This is a genomic window from Paenibacillus naphthalenovorans (assembly GCF_001465255.1).
Taxonomy (GTDB): Bacteria; Bacillota; Bacilli; order Paenibacillales; family NBRC-103111; genus Paenibacillus_G; species Paenibacillus_G naphthalenovorans.
The window spans coordinates 3,725,092-3,747,137 of record NZ_CP013652.1; the positions used below are offsets into that span (position 1 = coordinate 3,725,092).

21 protein-coding genes are annotated in these 22,046 nt (G+C 50.8%); 4 read left to right on the forward strand and 17 right to left on the reverse strand.

Translation table 11 applies throughout. From position 1 onward, the window contains the following. The first annotated feature begins 176 nt into the window (after positions 1-176). The 4 genes from mnmL (at position 177) to IJ22_RS18275 (ending at position 3,563) form a co-directional block, all read left to right on the forward strand. Complete coding sequence (gene mnmL / locus IJ22_RS18260; protein WP_062409849.1) at positions 177-1,154, forward strand: tRNA modification radical SAM protein MnmL/YtqA; 978 nt, start codon at positions 177-179, stop codon at positions 1,152-1,154. Positions 1,155-1,201: 47 nt separating this feature from the next. Continuing rightward, a complete protein-coding gene (locus IJ22_RS18265) occupies positions 1,202-1,795 on the forward strand; it encodes a hypothetical protein (RefSeq protein ID WP_062409850.1) in 594 nt (197 codons plus the stop codon). 103 nt (positions 1,796-1,898) lie between these two features. Beyond that, positions 1,899-2,474 (forward strand): tRNA 5-(aminomethyl)-2-thiouridylate-methyltransferase MnmM, encoded by a 576-nt coding sequence (gene mnmM / locus IJ22_RS18270; protein WP_062409851.1) that lies wholly within the window; start codon positions 1,899-1,901, stop codon positions 2,472-2,474. Between the two features lie 123 nt (positions 2,475-2,597). Beyond that, positions 2,598-3,563, forward strand: a complete 966-nt coding sequence (locus IJ22_RS18275; RefSeq protein WP_062409852.1) for a type I phosphomannose isomerase catalytic subunit — start codon at positions 2,598-2,600, stop codon at positions 3,561-3,563. A gap of 73 nt (positions 3,564-3,636) precedes the next feature. On the opposite strand, the gene IJ22_RS18280 is transcribed toward IJ22_RS18275, so the two are convergent. From IJ22_RS18280 to IJ22_RS18360, 17 genes are all read right to left on the reverse strand, one after another. Continuing rightward, complete coding sequence (locus tag IJ22_RS18280; RefSeq protein WP_062409853.1) at positions 3,637-5,403, reverse strand: B12-binding domain-containing radical SAM protein; 1,767 nt, start codon at positions 5,401-5,403, stop codon at positions 3,637-3,639. Between the two features lie 109 nt (positions 5,404-5,512). Beyond that, positions 5,513-5,842, reverse strand: a complete 330-nt coding sequence (locus tag IJ22_RS18285; protein WP_054818190.1) for an AzlD domain-containing protein — start codon at positions 5,840-5,842, stop codon at positions 5,513-5,515. Further along, positions 5,833-6,549, reverse strand: a complete 717-nt coding sequence (locus tag IJ22_RS18290; protein WP_062409854.1) for an AzlC family ABC transporter permease — start codon at positions 6,547-6,549, stop codon at positions 5,833-5,835. The genes IJ22_RS18285 and IJ22_RS18290 overlap by 10 nt, the downstream gene beginning before the upstream one ends. Before the next feature lie 116 nt (positions 6,550-6,665). After that, positions 6,666-6,905, reverse strand: coding sequence for a hypothetical protein (locus IJ22_RS18295; RefSeq protein ID WP_235594166.1), 240 nt, complete (start codon positions 6,903-6,905; stop codon positions 6,666-6,668). A 159-nt stretch (positions 6,906-7,064) separates the two neighbouring features. Further along, positions 7,065-8,192: an ABC transporter permease gene (locus IJ22_RS18300; protein WP_062409855.1), complete on the reverse strand. Its 1,128-nt coding sequence runs from the start codon at positions 8,190-8,192 to the stop codon at positions 7,065-7,067. Further along, complete coding sequence (locus tag IJ22_RS18305; protein ID WP_062411051.1) at positions 8,189-9,136, reverse strand: ABC transporter ATP-binding protein; 948 nt, start codon at positions 9,134-9,136, stop codon at positions 8,189-8,191. The genes IJ22_RS18300 and IJ22_RS18305 overlap by 4 nt, the downstream gene beginning before the upstream one ends. An 89-nt stretch (positions 9,137-9,225) precedes the next feature. Beyond that, entirely contained in the window at positions 9,226-9,456 is a 231-nt protein-coding gene (locus IJ22_RS18310; RefSeq protein ID WP_062409856.1) for a permease prefix domain 1-containing protein, read from the reverse strand. Positions 9,457-9,722: 266 nt separating this feature from the next. After that, entirely contained in the window at positions 9,723-11,939 is a 2,217-nt protein-coding gene (locus IJ22_RS18315) for a hypothetical protein (protein ID WP_062409857.1), read from the reverse strand. Positions 11,940-11,982: 43 nt separating this feature from the next. Continuing rightward, complete coding sequence (locus IJ22_RS18320) at positions 11,983-13,161, reverse strand: ABC transporter permease (protein WP_062409858.1); 1,179 nt, start codon at positions 13,159-13,161, stop codon at positions 11,983-11,985. Continuing rightward, positions 13,158-13,874, reverse strand: coding sequence for an ABC transporter ATP-binding protein (locus IJ22_RS18325; protein ID WP_062409859.1), 717 nt, complete (start codon positions 13,872-13,874; stop codon positions 13,158-13,160). Before IJ22_RS18325 ends, IJ22_RS18320 begins: the two co-directional genes overlap by 4 nt. 30 nt (positions 13,875-13,904) lie before the next feature. Next, complete coding sequence (locus tag IJ22_RS18330) at positions 13,905-15,572, reverse strand: efflux RND transporter periplasmic adaptor subunit (protein ID WP_062409860.1); 1,668 nt, start codon at positions 15,570-15,572, stop codon at positions 13,905-13,907. A gap of 171 nt (positions 15,573-15,743) precedes the next feature. Beyond that, positions 15,744-16,496: a DUF2680 domain-containing protein gene (locus IJ22_RS18335; protein WP_062409861.1), complete on the reverse strand. Its 753-nt coding sequence runs from the start codon at positions 16,494-16,496 to the stop codon at positions 15,744-15,746. Between the two features lie 802 nt (positions 16,497-17,298). Next, positions 17,299-17,982, reverse strand: coding sequence for an MgtC/SapB family protein (locus IJ22_RS18340; RefSeq protein ID WP_062409862.1), 684 nt, complete (start codon positions 17,980-17,982; stop codon positions 17,299-17,301). Positions 17,983-17,998: 16 nt separating this feature from the next. Next, positions 17,999-18,709, reverse strand: coding sequence for a glycerophosphodiester phosphodiesterase (locus IJ22_RS18345; protein ID WP_054818184.1), 711 nt, complete (start codon positions 18,707-18,709; stop codon positions 17,999-18,001). A 62-nt stretch (positions 18,710-18,771) separates the two neighbouring features. After that, positions 18,772-20,103: an ABC transporter substrate-binding protein gene (locus tag IJ22_RS18350; RefSeq protein ID WP_062409863.1), complete on the reverse strand. Its 1,332-nt coding sequence runs from the start codon at positions 20,101-20,103 to the stop codon at positions 18,772-18,774. 27 nt (positions 20,104-20,130) lie between these two features. Next, a complete protein-coding gene (locus IJ22_RS18355; protein ID WP_082660878.1) occupies positions 20,131-20,952 on the reverse strand; it encodes a carbohydrate ABC transporter permease in 822 nt (273 codons plus the stop codon). Next, positions 20,949-21,881, reverse strand: coding sequence for a carbohydrate ABC transporter permease (locus tag IJ22_RS18360; RefSeq protein WP_062409864.1), 933 nt, complete (start codon positions 21,879-21,881; stop codon positions 20,949-20,951). The genes IJ22_RS18355 and IJ22_RS18360 overlap by 4 nt, the downstream gene beginning before the upstream one ends. Positions 21,882-22,046: the final 165 nt, after the last annotated feature.

Consider the following 22,046-nt stretch of genomic DNA (forward strand, 5'->3'; position numbering starts at 1 on the left):
TTCTAAAGCTGAGTTGTTTTGCAGCCTTGCAAATATAGCATGGATCAAGCGGACTTTTTTTATCCTGTCGCAAGACAGGAGTGTTTTGTAAAGGAAGAAATTGATACAGTTCGCTTTTCCATCCGGTTTTGATAAAATATAATTAAAGAAGCTTTACTAGAAAAGGAGTACGCCTTATGAATCCATCCTTAACGATCGAACCGCTGACATGGGGAGATAAACGTTTCCATACATGGAATTACGAGATGCGGAAGCAATTCGGAACCAAGGTGTTTAAAGTCATGCTTGACGCCGGTTTCACCTGTCCGAACCGCGACGGTACGATCGCCACAGGCGGATGCACCTTTTGCAGCGCCCGGGGATCGGGCGATTTTGCGGGCAGCCGGCGCGACGACCTGGTGACACAATTCGGCAAAATCCGTGATCTCCAGCACCAAAAATGGCCGGAAGCGCATTATATCGGTTATTTTCAAGCTTACACAAACACTTATGCTCCCGTAGAGGTGCTGAAAGAATATTATGAAGCGATCCTGCAGCAGCCGGGCGTAGTCGGCTTATCCATCGCTACGCGTCCGGATTGCCTGCCCGACGATGTGATCGATTACTTGGCCGAACTGAACGAACGCACTTACTTATGGATTGAAATGGGTTTGCAAACGATCCATGAATCCACATCGAGGCTGATTAACCGCGCACACGACACGCAGTGCTATCTGGATGCGGTCGCCAAACTCCGGGCAAGGGGGATTCGCGTTTGCGCACATATTATTTACGGTCTCCCTCAGGAAACGCATGAGATGATGCTGGAGACAGGACGCGCGGTCGCCGACATGGACGTGCAAGGGATCAAAATCCACCTGCTTCACCTGATGCGCAAAACACCGATGGTCAAGCAGTATGAAGCCGGTTTGCTGAGATTTTTGGAGAAAGACGAGTATGTGAGCCTGGTCGTCGATACGCTTGAAATTCTGCCTCCGGAGATGATCGTGCACCGCCTGACAGGCGATGCTCCGCGCGATCTGCTCATCGGGCCGATGTGGAGTCTCAAAAAATGGGAGGTGCTCAACGCTTTCGACGAGGAGCTTCGACGCCGTGATACCTGGCAGGGCAAAAAAAGGCTGAAAAGCTTGAAGACTGCGGAGGTTAATGCATAGATTACGTGTTATAATACGGTAAAGGCCATTGAAAGGAGTGGTTCGCTATGCAGCGGGGCACAAAGGAATTCCTATATTCGACGTTAGGCGCTGTGCTGCTGATTGCGGCGGGCTGTGCGAACGAGCCGCCTTCTCCTCCGGCACCGGCCGGAACGATACCTGCGCCCGCTGCGGAAAGGGACACTCCGAAGGCCGATCCGAACGCTCCGCCAGCTGCGACCAATCCTCCCAAGACAGCGGATTCGGCTGAAGATAGCGAAACCGGCCGGCCGGAGTCGCCGCAGAAAGCGGCAAAACCTGCATCTTCGGCGCCTATAGCTCCCAAGCCCCCTGCTGTTCCTGAGCTTCCCGCCTCCACGGTGCTGCAGGAAAACGGAAAAGCCTTTGCGCCATCGACGGAGTCTGTCAACAAGCCCACGGATCCGGTGACGAGAATAGTGGATCCGCCCACGGTGGGAGCCGATCCGGCCAAGCCTGACGGAGAGCGGGCGGCCCCCATGCTGCCGGATCCCATTGCACCCCCGACCATAAGCGCTGAACCGGCTGAAGAGACGCAATCTTCCGCCGTTCCCGGGAAGAGGATGGAGAGCAGCTTGGGGATTCCGTCCGGCATAAGTGAATCGCTTCGCATCCAGGAATAAGGCGCTCAAGAATAGTAACGAAGGCAGGCATCATATTGTCTGCCTTCTATTAGTATGGTTCTCTTTGATAAAACTAATTCATCTGCAGGGAGGTCTGACCTTCGTGGGATTCGTTTCGATTCTCGGCTTTACCCACAAACTCATTGAAGAACGCGTTAAATCCGGGGAAACGGCAATTGACGCTACAGCGGGCAATGGAGTGGACACCGCCTTCCTGGCCCGTATAGTCGGGCCGGAAGGTACGGTGCATGCATTCGATATTCAGCAGCAGGCATTGGATCATACGGCGGCGCGCATAGCTAAGGAACAGCCGGATACGAACGTGATGCTGCATCGATGCAGCCATGCCGAACTGCTGCGGGTCATTCCTCAGGATCAGCATGGCCTTGTGGCCGCGGTCATGTTCAACCTGGGGTATCTGCCCGGGGCCGATCACGCTACGATAACACAGCCCGATTCAACGGTCACCGCCTTGGAAGCGGCCGCCAGGCTGATCCGCCGCGGAGGCATCATAACCGCAGTTCTGTATACCGGGCACCCCGGCGGGGAGGAAGAAGCGGCCGCCGTCGAACAGTGGGCCTCTGAGCTTCCGCAGAAGCAGTTTCAAGTGCTGCAATATCGTTTCATGAATCAAATCAACCGTCCTCCTTATTTGATTGCGGTCGAGAAACGTTTATGAGCACAACCCATCCGATTCATTCCATTTTTCCTAATCCTTCCCTCCTTCTCCAAACCTATAGCCAATGATGCATCCGGATTGATATAATTCTATTTAAAATAGAAAAAATAGGAGAGTCATACGATGAAACCATATCCGCTGCAATGCAAACCTGAATTTAAAGAAAGAGTTTGGGGGGGACGGGCTCTTGAGCGGTTCGGACTCGAACTGCCGGAAGGGCGCATCGGAGAAGGCTGGATGATCGGAGATCACCCCAACGGAACAACCACCGTTGTAAACGGGGAACTGGCCGGAATGGGACTGGATCAGATCAGGGAGAAATACGGTAAGGTCTTATACGGCAGTAAAGGCTTCTCCGAGAAAAACGGCCGCTTTCCGCTGCTGATCAAGCTGCTGGATTGCCAGGACGACCTTTCCGTCCAGGTGCATCCGAACGATCATTATGAACGTCTTCCGCAAGGAGAGCTCGGGAAAACCGAGATGTGGTATATTCTGGATGCCAAGCCCGGCGCCAAAATCATCTACGGACTGAAAGACGGCGTAAACCGCGAACAGCTTGCGGCCGCCATCAATGAAAACCGCATCATGGACTGCCTGAATGAAGTTACAGTGCAGGCCGGCGACTCTTTCTATATCCCATCCGGTACGGTGCACGCTCTGGGGGCGGGCATCCTGGTGGCGGAAATCCAGCAAAATTCCGACAGCACGTATCGTTTGTACGATTATGACCGTCTGGGTCTGGACGGCAAGCCCAGAGAGCTGCACATCGAAGATTCCCTGAATGTGATCGCCTATGAAGGCTCTGGCGCTACTTATATGAAAACTGATCTGTCCGCCTCTAATGAATGGTTAACACTGGCCCGGTCTCCTTTCTTCGTAACGGACAAAGGGCAGGTCGAAGGCATTTGGAGCCTGCAAACGACACCGGACAGCTTCGTGATCCATATCATCTGCGACGGAGCCGGTACCATCCGCTGGGCGGACGGTGAGCTCCCCGTGAAACCGGGCGAATGCTACCTGCTCCCGGCCAATCTCGGCAGCTATTCGCTTACCGGCAGCATGACCGTGCTTCGCAGCTATCTGCCATAAACCAAATAACACCGCCTCTAAGACTAAAGTTTTAGTCCTTGCGAGGCGGTGTTATTTTTACTTGCTTTGAAGATTACACAGCGGACTTCTTTACATTCATGGTGAAATATTGCGCGCGGGCGGCCGCATCCGGCGGGTAATGAACAATCAGCAGCTGCTCGGCGGAACGGTCGATGTCGCCTGTTTTCAGGTAGTGGTCAAGCCGGAACGGAAGCACCTCGATCATCGTATGCTTGTGCAGTTCTTTCTCTCCAATCGCCAGCGCCGCGAAAGCGTCCGATACGGCATGGGGGCGATCCGCGAGCAGCCGCATATAATCTGACTGCCGGGGCTTATCCAGCGTGAAGTCCCACCAAATTTTCCGGGGCCTGTACTTGTGACCCAGAAAATAATCGAGCTTCATGAAGCCGTCGATCACTTCAAGCTCCTCCGTCCCGCGATGCTTCAAGAAAGCGTGCAGCCGGGTAAACAAATCCTCCAGCTGATGGCCGATTTTCTGCCAGCCCCGCTCCTCCCAGTAATCTCCGAATTCTTGGAAAAAGTCAAACGCCGACGGGAACTCATGCTTGATCAAATACTTTACGGTATGGTCCATCCGGTGGGCATTCCAATATTTTTCGAGCACATCCTCGACCCTCTTGATCCTGACCAGATCGCTGAACGGGAGAATGTTGTTGCCAAGAATTTCATACGGGGCATGATCCATATAAATGTAGCCGTATTTTTCCGCATCGTGGCGCATCCCGGTACCGCGCAACATTTTCAGGAATCCGAGCTGAAGCTCCTCGGGTTCCAGCTCGAACACATCGTTGAACGTGCGGCGGAAGGAACTGTAATCCTCCTCCGGCAATCCGGCGATCAAGTCGAGATGCTGGTCAATCTTGCCGCTCTCTTTGATCTTCGTCACCGTACGAGTCAGCTTGGCAAAATTTTGCCGCCGCTTCACCAGCGTGTTGGTCAGATCGTTGGTCGACTGTACGCCGATCTCAAAGCGGAATATCCCCGGCGGCGCGTGCTCCGCCAAGTAATCCAGCACCTCGGGACGCATGATGTCTGCAGTGATCTCGAATTGGAACACGCAGCCGCGATGATTCCGGATGAGAAATTCGAAAATCTCCATGGCATAGTCGCGCTTGATGTTGAATGTCCGATCTACAAACTTGATCAGCTTGGCGCCGGATTCGATCAAATACAACAAGTCGCTTTTCGTACGCTCCATATCAAAATACCGGACGCCCACTTCTATAGAAGAAAGACAAAATTGGCAGCTGAAAGGACAACCGCGGCTGGTTTCAAAATAAACGACCCGGTTGGCAAGACTCGGCACGTCCTCCGCAAAACGATGCGGCGACGGTATATCATCCAGCGCCAGCTTCGGACGCGGCGGGTTGATGACGACACGGCCATCCTTGCGGTAAGCGGCGCCGAACACGCTGTAGAAGGCGCGGTCCCCCCGCAGCTCCGACAGCAAATGGTGGAACGTTTCTTCCCCTTCGCCCATGACAATGAAGTCAACCTCCGGAAGACGGTTCATCCAATAGTCCGTGTCGTAAGACACCTCCGGTCCGCCGAGCACCACAACCAAGTCGGGCATAATTTTTTTGAGCATGCCGATGACGACGATGGTTTCTTCGATATTCCATATATAGCAGGAGAATCCGACCACATCCGGCTTTCGCTGATACAAATCCGATACGATGTTCATCGCGGGGTCCTTGATCGTGTATTCGGCAATCTGGATGTCGGGAAAATCCTTTTGACTATATGCCTTCAAATACCGGAGAGCCAGAGAGGTATGAATATATTTGGCATTAAGTGTGGATAAAACAATGCTTTTCATCTTGGGTTTAAACCTTCTTTGTTTACAATTGGCCTTACTCGATTTGTACCTATTGTACACGCAAACCGGAGGGAAGACAAAATCACCGGCCTCCCCTGCCGCGTTCCCTTCATGAATGAAACACCATGCGCAGTACCATGGCGCAAGCGGTACCCGCAATCACCGTCCATAACAGGCTCCGGGTCTTGATGGCCACGATAAAGGTGAGCAGGCCGGCCGCCAGATCGACATTCTTCCACAATACAAGTTTGCTGTCCGATACGAACAGCTCTTGCCCGACCAAGGCGGCCATGACGGCAATCGGGACATGCTTTAACCATTGCAGGGCCCAATCGGGCAGTGGAATACGGCTTAAAACCATCAGGGGGACGACCCGGGGAATGAACGTGACCAGCGATGCCCCGATAATAATCAATAAAATATCCCATCTTACTTCCATCGTTCGATCACCATCCCCAAGGTCGCTCCTGCCACCGTAGCCACGATGATCGCGATGCTTCCCGACCACATCCAGCCGATGCCTACCACCACAATAACCGCAAATACCGCCACGCTAATATCTATCGCAATGGTGCCGCGGCTTAACATCTGCAATACCAGAAGGCCTATAAACATGGCAGGCAGAGCAAAATCCAACCCGAATTGCTCCGGCCGCGCAATCCATTGGCCCAGGATCGCCCCGGCTACATTGGCTGCAAACCAGTTACTGTAAGCGGCCAAGTTGAGGCCGTGCATCCACTTTTCGCCGAGAGCCTTTCGATTCGCCGTCTGCCCTATCGCCACGCCAAAGGTTTCATCCGTGAGCAGGGAACCGATCAGCATGTTTCTGAACGGGGTGAGATGGCGGAAATAAGGCGATAAGGCCGCACTAAGCAAAAAATGGCGAAGATTTACAAAGAAAACGGTAATAATAATGGCGGTAGCCGAATGGCCCGCGGCGACCATTCCAGCCAAAATGAATTGAGCCGAACCGGCATACAGCAGCAAGGACATCAATGCGACTTCAGCTGTGCTTAAGCCCGCCGTTTTTCCAATAATGCCTGCGGCAAATCCGATGCTTAAATATCCCAGCAGGGTAGGGATACAATCTTTAATCCCCTGAACGAAATCCCCTTTTGCCTCGATAACCGACACATGGGTAGGCATGATCTCCAGCCCCTATCACGTACAAAAGTATGGCAGCGACTCATGATGATATGGTCTGCATATCAATTGTACCTACAAAACAAAAAAAATGGAACCGTCAGGATCCATTGTTTCCGTTATTGCATATGGGAGTTCGACTGCATCCATTCCGTCTCCGGACTCAACACGGTCAGCCTGAATTCATCTTCCCCTTCTTCCGACCATACGCTGGCTTGCGATATTAGTTGGGCTTCGACCTGCTCCTTTAGCGTCGTGAGATCGGCGACATCGCCTTCCGTCCGATTGTTGATCGTCTGCTGCAGCCGGTTTCTCTCTTCCAGCCTTTTGGCCATTTGGTACAGGATCATGCTAAACATCGTCCCTTCGCTTTTGGTGTTCTTGCTTTCATGGTACTCTGCCAACATGAGGACAAGATTAACGGAACATCAACGCACTGTTAAAAAATGTTCCCCCATTACCATATGCGTCTTTACGAATTTAGTATTTCCCATTTTGAGCAAAAAGATGTGTCCGTCTCACTCCCATTTGAAAGTCAGGCTGGCGGCGATAAACGCAAGCACTAACCATGCACCCAGAAATACCGCTTCCACCCACATCGTTCCCATCGTCGCGCCGACGTTCATCACCTGCCGCAGTGCGGTGGTGAGATGGCTGATCGGGATGAGCTTCACCAACGGCTGGAGAAACTCGGGCATATTTTTGATCGGAAAAAAGACACCGCCCACAAACAGCATCGGAAACGAGATGAAACCGGCAATCGGTCCCGCGCTTTCCGGCGTCTTGGCCAGACCGGCCACGATAAACCCTGTCGCCATGAACGCCAGCGTGCCGAGGATGATGAAGAACAGTAGGGTCAGCCAGGACCCGTTCACCTGCGTACCGAAGAACAAGTAACCCACAAGCAGAACAATGACGGCCTGAAGCCCGTTCAATATAAGTCTCGCCGTAATTTGCGCCGCAATGAAGGTGGAAGCGTGCAGTGTTGTACTCTGCATGCGGCGCAAAACTCCCCGCTCCCTCCACGATGATATTTGCGCGGCGACGCCGTTCAAATTGTTGGACATGATCATCATCGCCAGAATGCCCGGTACGAGGAAATCAATATAACGGAGCTTCAACGACTGCACGCCTTCCGGCTCAATCTTGATGGCCGGTACATAGCCGGACAGCTGTTTGTCGATGCCGTCCACAATGGGCGTGATCAGCTGCAGACCGATCTGCGATGCGGCGGCGTTCGTCTCGTCATAATATACCTTAATGGCTGTAGAAGTCCGGCTTTCCGGGTTCGGCGTCCCTGCGGCGGGTCCCGTCCTCGCCTCCAAGTGCTTGGCAAAGCCTTGGGGAATGACGATCACAAGCTGATGATCCCCGCGCTTGAGCACCTCCACTTCCGCATCCAGATCCTGAGCGGCCTTAAGCTGCAGGACCGGATGATCCTCCAAGGCTTGGATCAAAGCCTGCGAAGACGCCGTCCGGTCCTGGTCGATGACCGCTCCCGACACCGTGACCGGGGTATCTTTGCCGAGGAATGCCCCAAGCATGACCATGAAAAATACCGGGAATAACAGCGTCCAAAACAAAACCTGTTTGTTGCGCCCGAACAGCCTAAGCTGAGCCAGCGTTAATTGAATATAGGCCTTCACTGCTCTCTCAAGCCCCTTCCGGTCATATGAATGAAAACATCCTCCAAGGTCGCCGTACGCGTTTGCAAATCCTGCACCTTCCACTGCTCCCGGGAAGCCAAACCGATCAGTTCGACTAAAGATGTCTGCAAATCGTCGGTATACAGGACGAACAGCTCATTGCGGTAATCCGCCTGCTTCACTTCACTCACCCTGCCCAACAACACGAGGGCCAGGTTCAGGCGCTCCCGTTCCCACTCCTCCGTTCCTTCCAAACGGAATTCGATGGCGCTTTCCGACTGCAGGCTTCGCACGAGATTTCTCGGCGCATCGAGCGCAATAACTTGGCCGCTGTCCATTAAACATATTCGATCGCAAAGGACGTGCGCCTCATCCATATAATGCGTGGACAAGACGATGGTCTTTCCCCGTTCCTTGAGCCTGAGCACAATGTCCCACAGTGTCCGGCGTGCTTGCGGATCAAGTCCGGTTGTCGGCTCATCCAGAAAGATCACCTGAGGATCGTTCACCAGCGCGAGCGCTATCGCCAGCCGCTGCTTTTGGCCTCCGGACAAGTTCCTGACGCGGTCGTTCCGTTTCTCCTGAAGAAGCATATCTTCCAGCAGCGGGTCGATCGGTACGGATTCCGGATAAAAGCTCGCGTACATTTTTACAATTTCATGCACCTTGAGCAGATCGAACAAAGAGGTGGATTGCAGTTGAACGCCGATCACCTCTTTCACTTTTTTCAGATCCTTACGGGTATCATAGCCTGCGACTACAGCGTAGCCGTCGTCAGGACGGCGGAGCCCTTCAATCATCTCCATCGTCGTCGTCTTGCCTGCGCCGTTGGGACCCAACAGTCCGAACACCTCGCCTTTATAAACTTCGAAATTCACGCCTTTCACCGCTGTAAAGTCGCCGTATCTTTTGACCAGGCCGCTGGCTTTGATCATCGTTTCCATCTGCGCCACCCTATTCAGCTCCTTTGGGCTCAGTCATTCTCTCTGAGTATATCACCAGCGGTACAAGGTTGCTAATCCTGAAGAATCTTCTAAGGGATACCGCAATTCCGCTTGGAAGCATTCCCCATGTAAACCTCCTTGTTATCGTCAATTAAACCATCGATATGATCGAACTGCTCCACTGCTGTGCTTACCGCTTGATAATACTCCATACCATTAGATGTCAGATCCGCAACTTTGGCTTCCAGATTACTTAAAATTTCTTCCTTAAGCTCTCTAATTTGGCTGATCCTTGTGCCCGGAAAATAACCGATCAACATGTTGTTTTAAACGGTCCATGAAGATACCTCCTGCTATTCGATAAGCTAATCAATTAACGTTTTGGCGGTTTTCCAGGCGGCAAGATTATGTTTATAGGCCCGGATCCCCGATTCTGTCACTTTATAATACTTGCGCCTGCCCTCCGCATATTACTATGTGTATCAAAATAATACTTAATAAATGGCTAATTCGACGCAATGATGCAAATGCTTCTTTGCACGCCAAAAGGGCGCCTGCACACTGCAGACGCCCTATGGAGAACATATTAATATTTTAATTCCTTAACCAAACGCTTGGCCGGCCCATTCGCCGTCTCGATGACTTCATAGATTTTCACTCGGATACCGTTGGTACCCTGCTCATCCTTTAAGCCGGTGAAGGATATTTTTTGTTTGCCGTTTATGAGCCTGTCGGTTCCCGTGAAGGTCATCGTCTGTGTACCGACGACTCGATCCATCCCATCGACCAAATCAAACTGCATTTTGGAGAAATTTGAATCCACAATGACCGGATCCGGATGCTCTATCGCCATGGAAAGATTCAAAGTATACGTATAAGACCCGCTGCTGTAAGACCAGCCCAGCGTGTAATTTTGGAACTGAACCAGGAACGGGTAGAAAGATATCGTATCGCTGTCCGATTCCTCCTGGATTCCGACCTGATAGGCGCCCAGTGAAACTTTTCCCTGCGAAACGGATTGATCATCGTACACATTCAAAGCAAACGTCTTATCCTCCACCGAGTTCGGCAGCAAGTAAGAATAACTGATCACATAGGAGGTGCCCGGCATGATGAGCTCCGGAACCGAGCTTTGTCTGCTGCCTGTGTATGTCTTTCCTTGTTTGTCAATCAGCTCGTTTTGAAGCTTCGGAAGCACAATGGAACTCGTACCCTTATTCGTAATTTTATATTTGCCGATGGCTGTCTTGTAGCCGAAATCATCGTTTTCATGAACATGAAGCTCTACTAAAGATACATCCAGATTTTTGTCGACAACGCCGTTATCTTTAAAAATCAATTTTTCCCCCAGCTTGTAGGCGGGAGCCGATGAGATCATGCTGCTTGCCTGACTGGCCCCTTCCCAAAGGTACACCGCAACCGGAACATGCGCTGCCGAAGCGGATGCGGCTTGAGATGAAGTGCTTGCCGCCCCGGTGGACGCCGGCGCATCGGATGCATCGCTTGATGTGTTATTTGATGCATTGCCGGATCCACTGCCCGATGTACCGTTCGATGAAGAGCTTGCTGCAGCCGTATTGGCAGACGAACCGGTCTTACTCTTCTCCCAGATCACGAGCCGGACGGCATTCGGGTCAATCCCTTCGGGAAGCACCGCATTAAAGTAAAAGGACGCGGTTTCTTTGGGAGACAGGTAAGAAATACGCGATGTATTATCGGTTGATGTAATGGACGCTCCGGCCCCCCCAAACTGATATGTAGCCAGTAAGGAAGGCACGGAAGCAATCGAATCCCCTTCATTGCTTACAGTAACTACCGTTTGGACATGTATTCCGTCCGCTTGCTTGGAATAGGTCGCTTTCTCCGCTTTGACGGTCAAATGCTCCCCTTCAAGCTGCCTTGCATAATCCAACGTATCGCCCAACCGGGCCGTTCGCAGCGAGGAGCTGATGTCCATGGTGCTAAGCAATACTTCTTCGCTCTGATTCATATAATAAAACTCCAACCCAAGGCCCTTTTCCGACAGGTCCTTCGATACCGCCGTTTTTAATGTTACGATGCCCGATTGGTTCGGAAAAAAGGTTTGATCCCTGCCATCGGCGAACGAAGCAGAGTATTTCAACCCGTCGGCGCCTTTAAGTCGTACTTGAAGCGAGGCGGGAAGCTTCACACTGGCGGACCCTATATTTTTTACGGACAACTGCGTGTACAAGTACCACTTGCCGTCCTCCACCACGTGAACACTTTGCCCCAATCGATAGGCGACCGCGGCATCATTGGCCAGGGCGCTGTCCACTGTATGCAAATTCATGATCTCCTCCGGAACAGCCGCCTGACCCTCCTGTACAACAGAAGCTACGGACAGCCTCCCCAAATGCTTCATAAAATCAGATTGGCTGCTGTCCCAGCGGAAGATCTCCACCTTGAGCTGCGCCGCAGTCATACCCGGAATGATATCCGAATAAAAACGGAAACGCTGATCCTGTCCCGGAAGCACGACAGCGCTCTTCTTTTCGCTTAGACGGGCTGTGTAACTGCGTCCGGAATCGTCCGTTACTCGAACCCCGTATGCGTTGAAATCGATAGCCCGGCTTTCTCTATTGTGCAGGACAACCGAAAACTGCAGGGTGGAAGTAGAAAGAGCAGCTTGGTCCAGCGTAAAGTACGATTGGCCTGCAATGTATACCCCTTCCGTTGCTGCAAGGGATACCGGCGTTAGCGGCGACACGATGGTTAGAGAACCCGACAATAAGAGGGCCATGCTTGTATGTTTCCACGAAACAGACGGTAATTTACGTTTCAATTCCAACAACCTCCCTGGGGTAGTAAAGACTAAACATGCGATCTCAATCAGTACGGAGCGCATCGATCGGTTTGAGCTTGGAAGCCTTGTTCGCGGGATAAAGCCCAAAAACGACGCCCACCAGCACGGAGAACAAAAAAGCGTACAGCCCGATATCCAGAGAAAGACTCGTGGTCTGATTCGGATTGATGTACGGCCATGCCAAGGAAAGCACAATCCCCAGGACGAAGCCGATCAATCCGCCCAGTCCGCTGATGATGACGGCCTCAACCAGAAATTGCAGCAAAATGCTTCGCCGCTTCGCCCCAATCGATTTGCGGATTCCGATTTCCCTCGTTCGTTCGCTCACGGTGACCAACATAATATTCATAATGCCGATCCCGCCTACCAGCAGTGAAATGGCGGCAACACTGACGAGCTGACTGGTCATCGTACTCGAAGCCGACTGCCTTGCGCTGATGAGTTGGGATGAGTTAAATATGTTGTAGCCCGACGTGCTGTTAAATTTATTTTGCAGGTACCGTTCCACAATAGACTGAACGATGGCCACATTCTCACTCGTTGCGGCTTCGATATAAGTCGTCCGAATGCTGCCAAGCTTGAAATCCCTGCTCAGCGTATCCAGCGGTACAAAAATGGAACTGTCCAATGAGGTTCCGCTCGTATTCGAGCCTTTGCTTTTCAGCGATCCGATGATGGTATAGACATATCCGTCAATATTCAACTTCTCCCCGAGCGGATCGCCGGTTCCAAAAAACTTCGCAGCCACCTCGCTGCCAATGACAGCCACGTGATTCCGAAAGTCGATATCCGCCTGGGCGAGGAATCGCCCGCTCGCCACTTCTCCCTTCTGCATATCCAAATAACGGTCATTGGTCCCGATCACATTAAAGGTTTCCGTCTCCCGGTCGTATTTGATATTCGAGTTGTTTTTCGTCATGGTCGGGGCGATCGCTTTAAACCCGGGCAAGCTCTCCATCTGCATAAGCTCCTGATAGTTCAGCTGTGTAGCCCGGCCATTGCCCATCAGATTGACCACGAGCAGATTTGTGCCCAGACTTTCATACTGCTTGGCGATCGCTTCCGACGACCCCCGCCCAATCGAGACCAGCGTAAATACCGAGGCGACGCCAATAATGACCCCCAGCATGGTCAGCGCCGTCCGAAGCGGATTGGCCAGCACCGTCGCCATCGCCATTCGAACCAATTCCCAAGGTCTCATACCACAGCCTCCTGTGACTTCGCAGGCATCGGAGCATTCCGCACATCTGAGATGATTTCCCCGTCCCGCAGGGTGACCACCCGTTTGGCGTTATCGGCGATATGATTGTCATGGGTGATTAAAACGATCGTGTTGCCTTCTTCGTTAAGCTTTCTGATCAGCTCAAGCACCTCAATGCCCGTTCTCGAGTCCAGCGCTCCCGTAGGCTCATCCGCCAGGATAAGCGACGGGGAAATGGCCAGCGCCCGGGCAATGGCTACCCGCTGCTGCTGTCCTCCCGACAGCTCACTCGGCTTATGATGGCCGCGCTGCCCCATTCCGAGAGCCTCGAGCATCGCCTGGGCTCTTTCTTTTCGCGCCTTTGCTCCCATCCCCGCATAGATCATGGGCAGTTCCACATTTTCAAGGGCCGTCAGCCTCGGGAGTAAATTAAACTGTTGAAAAATAAACCCGATCTTGCGGTTTCTCAGCTCGGCAAGCTCGTTATCGGACAAATGTTCCGTCGCTACGCCATCCAAGGTATAAGTCCCCGACGTCGGTGAATCGAGAAGCCCGATCGTATTCATCAGAGTCGATTTTCCCGATCCGCTGGGTCCGATAATGGCTACAAAATCACCTTTGGCGATATTCAAAGAGATTCCTTTTAAAATCGAAAGCTGCTCTTCTCCGCGCCTATAGCTTTTGGTAATCTGATTCAACTCGATAATATTCAATGGAAACGACTCCTTCCGCCATGTAACCCATTAGTTTCGTCCGCCGCCGCCGAATGTTCCTCCTCCCATGCCGCCTCCGCCTTGAATTCTGAATCCGCCGCCCCCGCCAGGAAATCCGCCCCCGGGGAACTGCGGATTGTTCGTCGTCGCTCTTCTTGTCGGCATAACGACCTGATCGCCTTCCTTCAGGCCGCTTATGATTTCAACATGCGTTTCACTCCGAATGCCAATCTGGATTTCATGCTGTTCCTCGACTGTTCCATCCGCTTTTTGGAGCGAAACGTAGGTCTTTCCTCTTTGGGTTTGGACGGCCTCGATCGGCAGGATCAGAACATCTTTCTTGTCCTGAATATAAATCTCGGCTGTGGCGGTCATCGCATACTTCAATTCGTTCTGATCGGTGTTCTTCACCGAAACGACAACAACATAAGTGGTAACGCCATTGCTCGTTGTACCCACATTGGATACAGAGGTCACTTCCCCTTCAAATGTCCGGCCGGACAAAGCGTCCACTTTCACTTGCGCCTTTTGACCGACCCTGATGCTGGTCAAGTCCAGCTCGTCCACCGCAATGGGCAGCTGCATGGTGCTTAAGCTGGCAACCGCTCCGAGCATGGTGTTGGCTTCGATTTGAGCGCCTACGGGATAGCTGTTCAGCACGTTGGTCTGGCTGTTGGCGAAATCAGACGAAAAAACACCGTCGAACGGCGCTGTAATGGTCAGCTGCTTTACCTTTTGCTCCGCATCGAACACTTTGATTTTCTGGCTCTCGATCGCCGCTTCCTTACTGATGATCTCGTCCTGGATCGAGTCGTTATAGATCGTCCCAATCACGTCCCCCCGGTTTACCGTCTCGCCATCCTTGAAGTTCAGCTTTTGAATATTTCCGCTCGCCCCGGCATAAACTGCGGCTGTATGTATATAATCAAGAGCACCCTGCGTCACGGATTCCTTATTCCGGTCAGATGAAGCGATGCTTCCCTTTACTACCGTTCCCGCGGAGAGTGTCCCGTCATTGTTCACGATCACTTCGACGTCCACCAGCTTGTTTCCATTCGCATCGGCCTTGATGTCTCTGCTGACCGTCTCCACCGTTCCCATTTTGGTAAGCATAAAACCGTCAACCGTCAGTTCCACCGGATCGCCTTTTTTGAGCTGAACGGCTTCCTGCAAATAAAACGGCAGCTTGACCTTGAATTGCGACGGGTCGGAAATGGTCGCCACCTTGGCCAGCTTATTGACTTGACTTCCCACATCCAGATTGGAGGCCAATGTAAGCTTTCCGCTGATCGGCGCGGTAAAACTCATGTGATTTTGCTCTTCCCGAAGCTTGGCCAGCTCTTTTTCCATCTGCTGCAGAGCAACCCGCGCTTCCTTCAAATTGGTTTCCGTCGAAGGGACGGAAAGCTCTACAAGCACATCCCCCTTCTTTACGGCCCGATTTTGCGTCAGGTTCATCGTTTTGATCATCCCGTCTACCGGAACAACAATATTTTGCATATCCTGAGCTTTGAACTGGGTTGTCCCCGATACCGTAGAAGTAATGGCGCCCCTTGTTACTTTCATCGTTGTTCGCTGCGCTGCCCCGGACGCTGCAGGCTTTGATGCCGAGTTATGTACATAATAATAAGTGCCCGCTCCGCATAACAGCACGGCTAGAATCACAATCATCCACTTTTTGCTGCGGCGTAACTCCATTCGTCTTTCCCCTCTCCATCGGCTTCCTTCCATAACAGTCTAGTATTGGTTGCTGAATCCAATCTGAACGCAAGCTGAAAGTTAATTGAATGAATGCTGAAAATTCGCTGAATGCCATAGGGCAAAAAAATCGTGCGATCCGTCGGAAACGGACCGCACGATTCGTATGAATTAGTTCACGGCTTCGGCACTCGAAGCAGCCGCATCGGAAGCGGACTTTGCTTTTCCATGCCAGCCTCCCTTTTGATCAACAAATTGGTTTAACTGCTCGGTCATACTATCTTTTATTTTGCTGACCAGTTCTTCTTTTGTGATGCCTTTGGATTCCGCAAATTCGGCCAGGGACTTTCCGGCCTGCAACTCTGTAGCCAGCTCCTCTTGAGTCACACCCAGAATCTGTGTCAATGCCTCCGGATTGCCCATAGGACCAAACGGCATTTTGCCGCGGTCTTCACCCGGATGACCAAAGCCCTTGTTTTCAATTTGCTGCTTCAAACGGTCGGATAGGCCGGACTTCATTTGATCCGCCTGCTCCTGAGTCAATGTTCCGGCGGTCACTTGAGCGTCGATGGCCGCCGTTTGAACGTCAACCAGCTTTTGCAGGTAGTCTTCTTCGCTCAGGCCTTTTTCCTGTGCAATTTGCAGTAACGTTTTACCTTCCTTCATCGCATCTGTAATTACACTCTGCTCCACACCTAGTATGGTTGCCGTCTCTTGGAGGACATGGCCGCCGCGTAAGCCGCCCGGATTTATTTTTCCGCGGCCCTTGTCTCCCCACCCGGATCCGAAGTCCGGCTTCTGAATCTTCGCGCCAGCCGACTCATTCGCGAAGGCCTGATTATGTAACGTCCCGACAAAGCCGACACCAAGAACAAAAGAGGCGATTATCGTCCCTGCAACCATTTTTTTACCGATTGTTTTCATAGCGTTTTTCCACCTTTTTCATTTTATTTTTTCTTACAAGTTGAAGTATAGACCCGTTACCTGAATTGCATCTGAGCGGCAACTGAAGAATCGTTGTGCATTTCCTGAAAGTTGGCTGAAAATGAAAAAAACTTAGCTTATGGAACGGATCCATCGGCTAAGGTTCAAGGTTATTGCTGATTCAAAGGATTACGGTCTGATCGTTAGGTCGTTATAATGTCTCTGGGAAGTTTGCCTGTGCGTTGAATTTCTCTAATTTAAGCGCTCGTAAGACGACGGCCTACCAGTATAAAAGAAGAGGTAACAAAGCGCCGCAAATCGGCTACGTCCTGACTCCCCCGAAAAATGCGGAATGCCCCTCGAAAGTTCGTGCCTGAAAACAATACCAGTGTAACTTCATTCCGATTGACAATTTTTCTGAGCCGGAAACTGGAGAGAATATTGTTGAAACGAAACACGCCCAGATTTCGGACCGCAATCCCTCCGCGTCTAAAGATGAGGTGACGTCCTGTAAAATTAAGGCCTGAGAACAAAGTAAGCCTTACATCCCTGTTTGCCAAATCTACCACCCTTTCTTTTGAGATGGTAATAGTGTATGGCAAGCTTATAGGAATGGTTCGACCATATGTACCAGGTTTAAAGATGGTTTTCGTCTTCTCTGTAACACGCCAAAAAGCGCCGAATCCCATCCGGTCGACGCTTTGTACAAGAAGCTTATAATGCTCAAAAACATCTGCTTTACTCACCGCCACAAAGTCTGGCTATCGTCAGACACTCTGCGGTCGCCGTTTCTATTTCTAAGCTACGAACTGATATTTTCCACTTCGACCGCCACAACATGCCTTAACTGCTTAATGCGGTAATAGATCGAGGTTGTGCGCTGTTTATTGGGAGCGGACATAATCATTTGGATTTGCTGCTTTTCTCCGTCGACATCTTTCACCTTAATATGCTTCACCCGCATCTCTTCACACTGGAGTTCATCGATCAATGCCGTCATTTCATCGTTGTTCTCCACGATAATGTTGACAGACACGTCTCTTTCTTTCAGCCTTTGAGGACCAAACAGCTTAATAAACATGGGGAACAAGTTGATGGCCATAATAATGAGAATCACGGCTGTAACCGCCTCCAAATAAAATCCGGCCCCTGCTGCAATCCCCAAAGCTGACGCCGCCCATACCATGGCAGCTGTTGTGAGACCTGAAATCACATCGTTGTTTCTCCGAAGAATGACACCTGCACCGATAAAGCCGACGCCGCTGACGATTTGTGCAGCCAGCCGCAGGGGATCCATGTTCGTATGCCCCGGAACGGAATATTGGTGCACCGATTCGATGGAGACAATCGTGATCAGGCAGCTGGCGACGGAGATCACCATGCTCGTTTTCATGCCGAGCGGCTTATGCTTGAGCTGCCGATCGATGCCGATCAACAGCCCAAGTAAGAGAGAAAAGCCCAGTTTACCAAGAAAAACATACGACATATCTGCAACCCTGCTCTCACCGGAAACGATCCGGATAATTAGTGATCACTCCGTCCAGCCCCGCTTGGGCTAAAGGCCCTGCCCATTCCGCCTCGTTAACGGTATAGGGGTACACTTTGTAGCCATGAGCGTGACATTGACGAATATATTCCACATCAACAAACGAATAATGCGGATGCAGGCTGTATGCAGCAAACGGCAGCTTGCGTACATAATCCCAAGGATCGATCACTCTGGTGGAGAACAGCACCCCGAGCTTCATCGCCGGCTCAAGACGTGCCGTTTCCGCAAGCGCGTAATGATCAAAGGAGGAAATGACGACCCGGTCGAGCATGTCATGCTCATGAACGGAACGAATCAGCTTTTGCTCAATCCCTTTGTGGTAGTAGGGTAAATTTTTGATCTCCAGGTTGATCAGCATATGGGTGTCGGCTGCGAGCGCCATAAATTCCTGCAGCGTCGGAATCGTTATCCCTCTGAACGACTCGCCATACCATGAGCCCGCATCCAAACGCCGCAGTTCCTCAAGCGTCATGTCCTTAATCAGGCCTTGACTGTTCGTTGTCCTTTTGACATCATCGTCATGACAAATGACCACCTCGCCGTCCTTCGTGAGATGCACATCCAGCTCCATGCCATCTGCATTTTGATTAATCGCCAGCTCAAAGGCAGCGATCGTATTTTCCGGGGCATATCCGGAAGCTCCCCGATGCGCAATAATAAGCATCCTTAACACCTCTGTTTTAAAAATGTGCTGAGACGATGTCCGTCTCAGCACATTTTTAATTATTATTTTTGCGATACCTTGTTGTTTTCCTCAATCAGGCCCGTTACTTTCTTATTCAGCTCATCTACGACTTTCTGCGGATCTTCGCCTTTATAGACTCGTTCGATCGCTGTCGCTACTTCCAGCCTCGCTTCCGGGAATACGGAGATCAGAGCGCCTTTGGTTGCAGAAGACAATTTCGTTTGTTGAAGCTGTTTAACGGCCGTAGTAAACTGCGGATACTTGGCATACGTATCTTTCAGCACTTGTTGGTCATAGGCGGCTTTCGTGATCGGGAAATAACCGGTGCCGGCCGCCCATTCCGCTTGCGTTTCCGGCTGTGTCATAAACTTCATGAAATCCCAGGCGCCTTCTTTTTCCTCCTCCGCCACGCTGTTCATTATCCATAGCGAAGCGCCGCCGACGATTACACCATTGTTTTTGCCGTCCGGACTTGGCATGAATGCCGTTCCTACCTGGAACGGCACGTCTTTCACGTTCCCCGGCGTGCCTGCTGTGGAGTCCAGGAACATCGCCACTTTCCCTGCTCTGAACGCTGCTCGAACATCATCGAACTTACGGCCGTAGTTGCCGATGGAACCATCCTTGTTCATGTCATCCAGCCATTTGAAAATTTCCAGGCTTTGCTTTGAGTCCAACAGCGACTTGGTAGCCAGTGCATCGCGACCGTTGCCGTGATCTACCATATCTGCGCCCTGGTTAGCCAACAGCTGCTCAACAAACCAGCCGTAAATAACAAGGGAGAATCCTTTATCGTTGCTGTTAGTCAATTTTTTGGCTGCCTCGCGAATCTCGGCGTACGTTGTCGGCGGATTCTCCGGATCCAGACCTGCTGCTTTAAACTTATCTTTATTATAGAACAAAATGGAGTTAGAAGTGTTAAACGGCATGGAATACAGCTTGCCATTCACTTGATAATAACCCAAAATATTTTCTTCGAGCTTGGAAAGATCATAATTGTCTTTGACGATAAAATCCTGCACGGGCTGTACGAAACCGCTATCAATCATGTATTTGGTGGCGATTTCCTGAGCCTGCATAATCGTAGGCGCTTCTTTCGTCCCACCTACCGCCTTCAGCTTGGTCAACGCTTCTTCATAAGTCCCTTGGTATGAAGCTTCTACAAAATATTTCGACTGACTCGCATTATACTTGTCTACCATGCTCTTAATGAGGTCGCCCGGCGTTCCATTCATAGCATGCCAGAACGTAACCTTGATTTTACCGTCACCGGTTTTACGGGCTTCGGATGTCGATGCCTCCGGACTGCAGCCTACAAGGGAAAATACAATCACAAGCGACAATAAGCTGAGCCATAATGATTTCAATTTCATTGTTTTTTATCCCCTTTTCATTATAATTTATCCTTTTAACGCCCCTGCCATTAAGCCTCTCTTTAGCTGCTTCATGCTCAGGAACAAGAAAAGCAACGTCGGTATCAATACAATCATGACTCCAGCCATGACAACTGGCCAGTTCGTGCTCGTCTCCTGCGCCTGCATCATCTTGATGCCGATTTGGACCGTACGCACACGGTCATTAGTTGTCGTTAACAGAGGCCACAGATACATGTTCCATGTTGTCAGGAACCCGTAAACGCCTAAGGCGCTTAACATTGAGCGCGACAGCGGAAGGACAAAGGTCAGGAAGAAGCGGAACCGGCCACAGCCCTCGATTTGAGCCGATTCTGACAGTTCCCTCGGGATCGTCATAAAATGCTGGCGCAGCAGAAACACCCCGAAGGCGATGGCAAAATGCGGTACCGTCAAACCGTAATACGTATTGACCCACTTCAAATTGAGGATTGTTAAGTAGTTTGGAATAATCGTCGCTTCCCATGGAATCATCATCGTAGAGATCAGCAGGAAGAACACAACGTTTCTGCCCTTGAAATCGATAAATACGATGGCGTAAGCAGCCAAGCTGCAGACAACGAGCTGTCCCAGCATTACCGCAGTGGAAACGACCAGGCTGTTAAACATAAACTTCAGCAGCGGCACATTGGCCAGCGCTGTCGTGTAGTTGCTGAAATGAAGCACGCTCGGAAAAAGCTTGCCTGTCATCAACTCTTGCGTGCTCATTAAGCTGGCAGAAATCGCATAAACGACCGGTAAAAAAAGCAGCACGGCCATGAGCGTCAAAATGACATAGAAGAGGATCTTGCCAGCCATTGTCCTTGTCATTGGTAATGCACCTTCTTTTCGCCCACTTTAAATTGAATAACGGTAACAATAAGCACAACGATGAACAAAATGATCGCCTGTGCGCTCGCTACGCCGAACTTGTAATGAATAAACGCATTTTGGAAAATCGAGTATACGATCAGGTTCGTCGATTCCGCCGGGCCGCCTTGCGTCAAGATATCGATCTGTCCAAACGACTGAAACGAGTGAATGACCGTGACGATAATGACGAAAAACAAGCTTGGTGATACCATCGGCAAGGTAATACGGAACAATTTGGTCCAATAACCGGCCCCGTCAATCGTAGCACTCTCGTAAATATCCTCTGGAATACTTTGCAATCCGCCGAGCAGAATGATGAAGTTAAAGCCGATACCCATCCAGATCGAAGTGATAGATACCGAAATGAGCGCCCAGTCCGAATCGGTCAGCCAGGCAATCGGAGAAATTCCGGCATAACCCAACACACGATTAAGCAATCCGATGCTTGGGTGGAAAATAAAAAGCCAGATGGTGGATCCTGCCGCGACGGAAATACCGACGGTAGATGAAAAAATGACCCGAAAAAATTCGATTCCCCTCAATTTTTCGCTTGCTATCACCGCCAGGAACAAAGCCAATGCTACTCCAATAGGCACCGTGTACAGCACATAAAGAAACGTCGCTTTCATGCTTGTCAAAAAGCTGTCTGAAGTCACCAGGTTGATGTAATTGTCCAATCCGACGAACAATACCGGAACACCTCGCGGATTCGTCGAATAAAAACTGTAATACAGCGTTTTTAAAATCGGATAAAAAATGAACACAATCATGAGAAAAAGCATCGGTCCCAGATACAACATCCCTAATAAAAAATTGGAAACCGCTTTCCGCTTTGCATTAGGGGTAAGGCCTATCCTTGCGTCACTGCGTTTGGCCAGCTTCTCCATCGGACAACCCCCTCTAAGAGAATAAAAAAAGAAGAACCTTCAAATTCACGTACCGAATGTACCATCGATACGAGCAGTTGAAGGTCTTCTCCAATTCATGTAACCGCTTCTATTAACTTGGTACTCAGTATAAATTAAAAATTCACAAAAATCAACAGCATTTTT

Coding starts and splice junctions, on each gene's coding strand:
- mnmL (WP_062409849.1), top strand. CDS start 177: ATGAATCCATCCTTAACGATCGAACCGCTGACATGGGGAGATAAACGT.
- IJ22_RS18265 (WP_062409850.1), top strand. CDS start 1,202: ATGCAGCGGGGCACAAAGGAATTCCTATATTCGACGTTAGGCGCTGTG.
- IJ22_RS18275 (WP_062409852.1), top strand. CDS start 2,598: ATGAAACCATATCCGCTGCAATGCAAACCTGAATTTAAAGAAAGAGTT.
- IJ22_RS18280 (WP_062409853.1), bottom strand. CDS start 5,403: ATGAAAAGCATTGTTTTATCCACACTTAATGCCAAATATATTCATACC.
- IJ22_RS18285 (WP_054818190.1), bottom strand. CDS start 5,842: ATGGAAGTAAGATGGGATATTTTATTGATTATTATCGGGGCATCGCTG.
- IJ22_RS18290 (WP_062409854.1), bottom strand. CDS start 6,549: ATGCCTACCCATGTGTCGGTTATCGAGGCAAAAGGGGATTTCGTTCAG.
- IJ22_RS18295 (WP_235594166.1), bottom strand. CDS start 6,905: ATGTTTAGCATGATCCTGTACCAAATGGCCAAAAGGCTGGAAGAGAGA.
- IJ22_RS18305 (WP_062411051.1), bottom strand. CDS start 9,136: ATGGAAACGATGATCAAAGCCAGCGGCCTGGTCAAAAGATACGGCGAC.
- IJ22_RS18310 (WP_062409856.1), bottom strand. CDS start 9,456: ATGTTGATCGGTTATTTTCCGGGCACAAGGATCAGCCAAATTAGAGAG.
- IJ22_RS18320 (WP_062409858.1), bottom strand. CDS start 13,161: ATGAGACCTTGGGAATTGGTTCGAATGGCGATGGCGACGGTGCTGGCC.
- IJ22_RS18330 (WP_062409860.1), bottom strand. CDS start 15,572: ATGGAGTTACGCCGCAGCAAAAAGTGGATGATTGTGATTCTAGCCGTG.
- IJ22_RS18335 (WP_062409861.1), bottom strand. CDS start 16,496: ATGAAAACAATCGGTAAAAAAATGGTTGCAGGGACGATAATCGCCTCT.
- IJ22_RS18340 (WP_062409862.1), bottom strand. CDS start 17,982: ATGTCGTATGTTTTTCTTGGTAAACTGGGCTTTTCTCTCTTACTTGGG.
- IJ22_RS18345 (WP_054818184.1), bottom strand. CDS start 18,709: ATGCTTATTATTGCGCATCGGGGAGCTTCCGGATATGCCCCGGAAAAT.
- IJ22_RS18350 (WP_062409863.1), bottom strand. CDS start 20,103: ATGAAATTGAAATCATTATGGCTCAGCTTATTGTCGCTTGTGATTGTA.
- IJ22_RS18355 (WP_082660878.1), bottom strand. CDS start 20,952: ATGACAAGGACAATGGCTGGCAAGATCCTCTTCTATGTCATTTTGACG.
- IJ22_RS18360 (WP_062409864.1), bottom strand. CDS start 21,881: ATGGAGAAGCTGGCCAAACGCAGTGACGCAAGGATAGGCCTTACCCCT.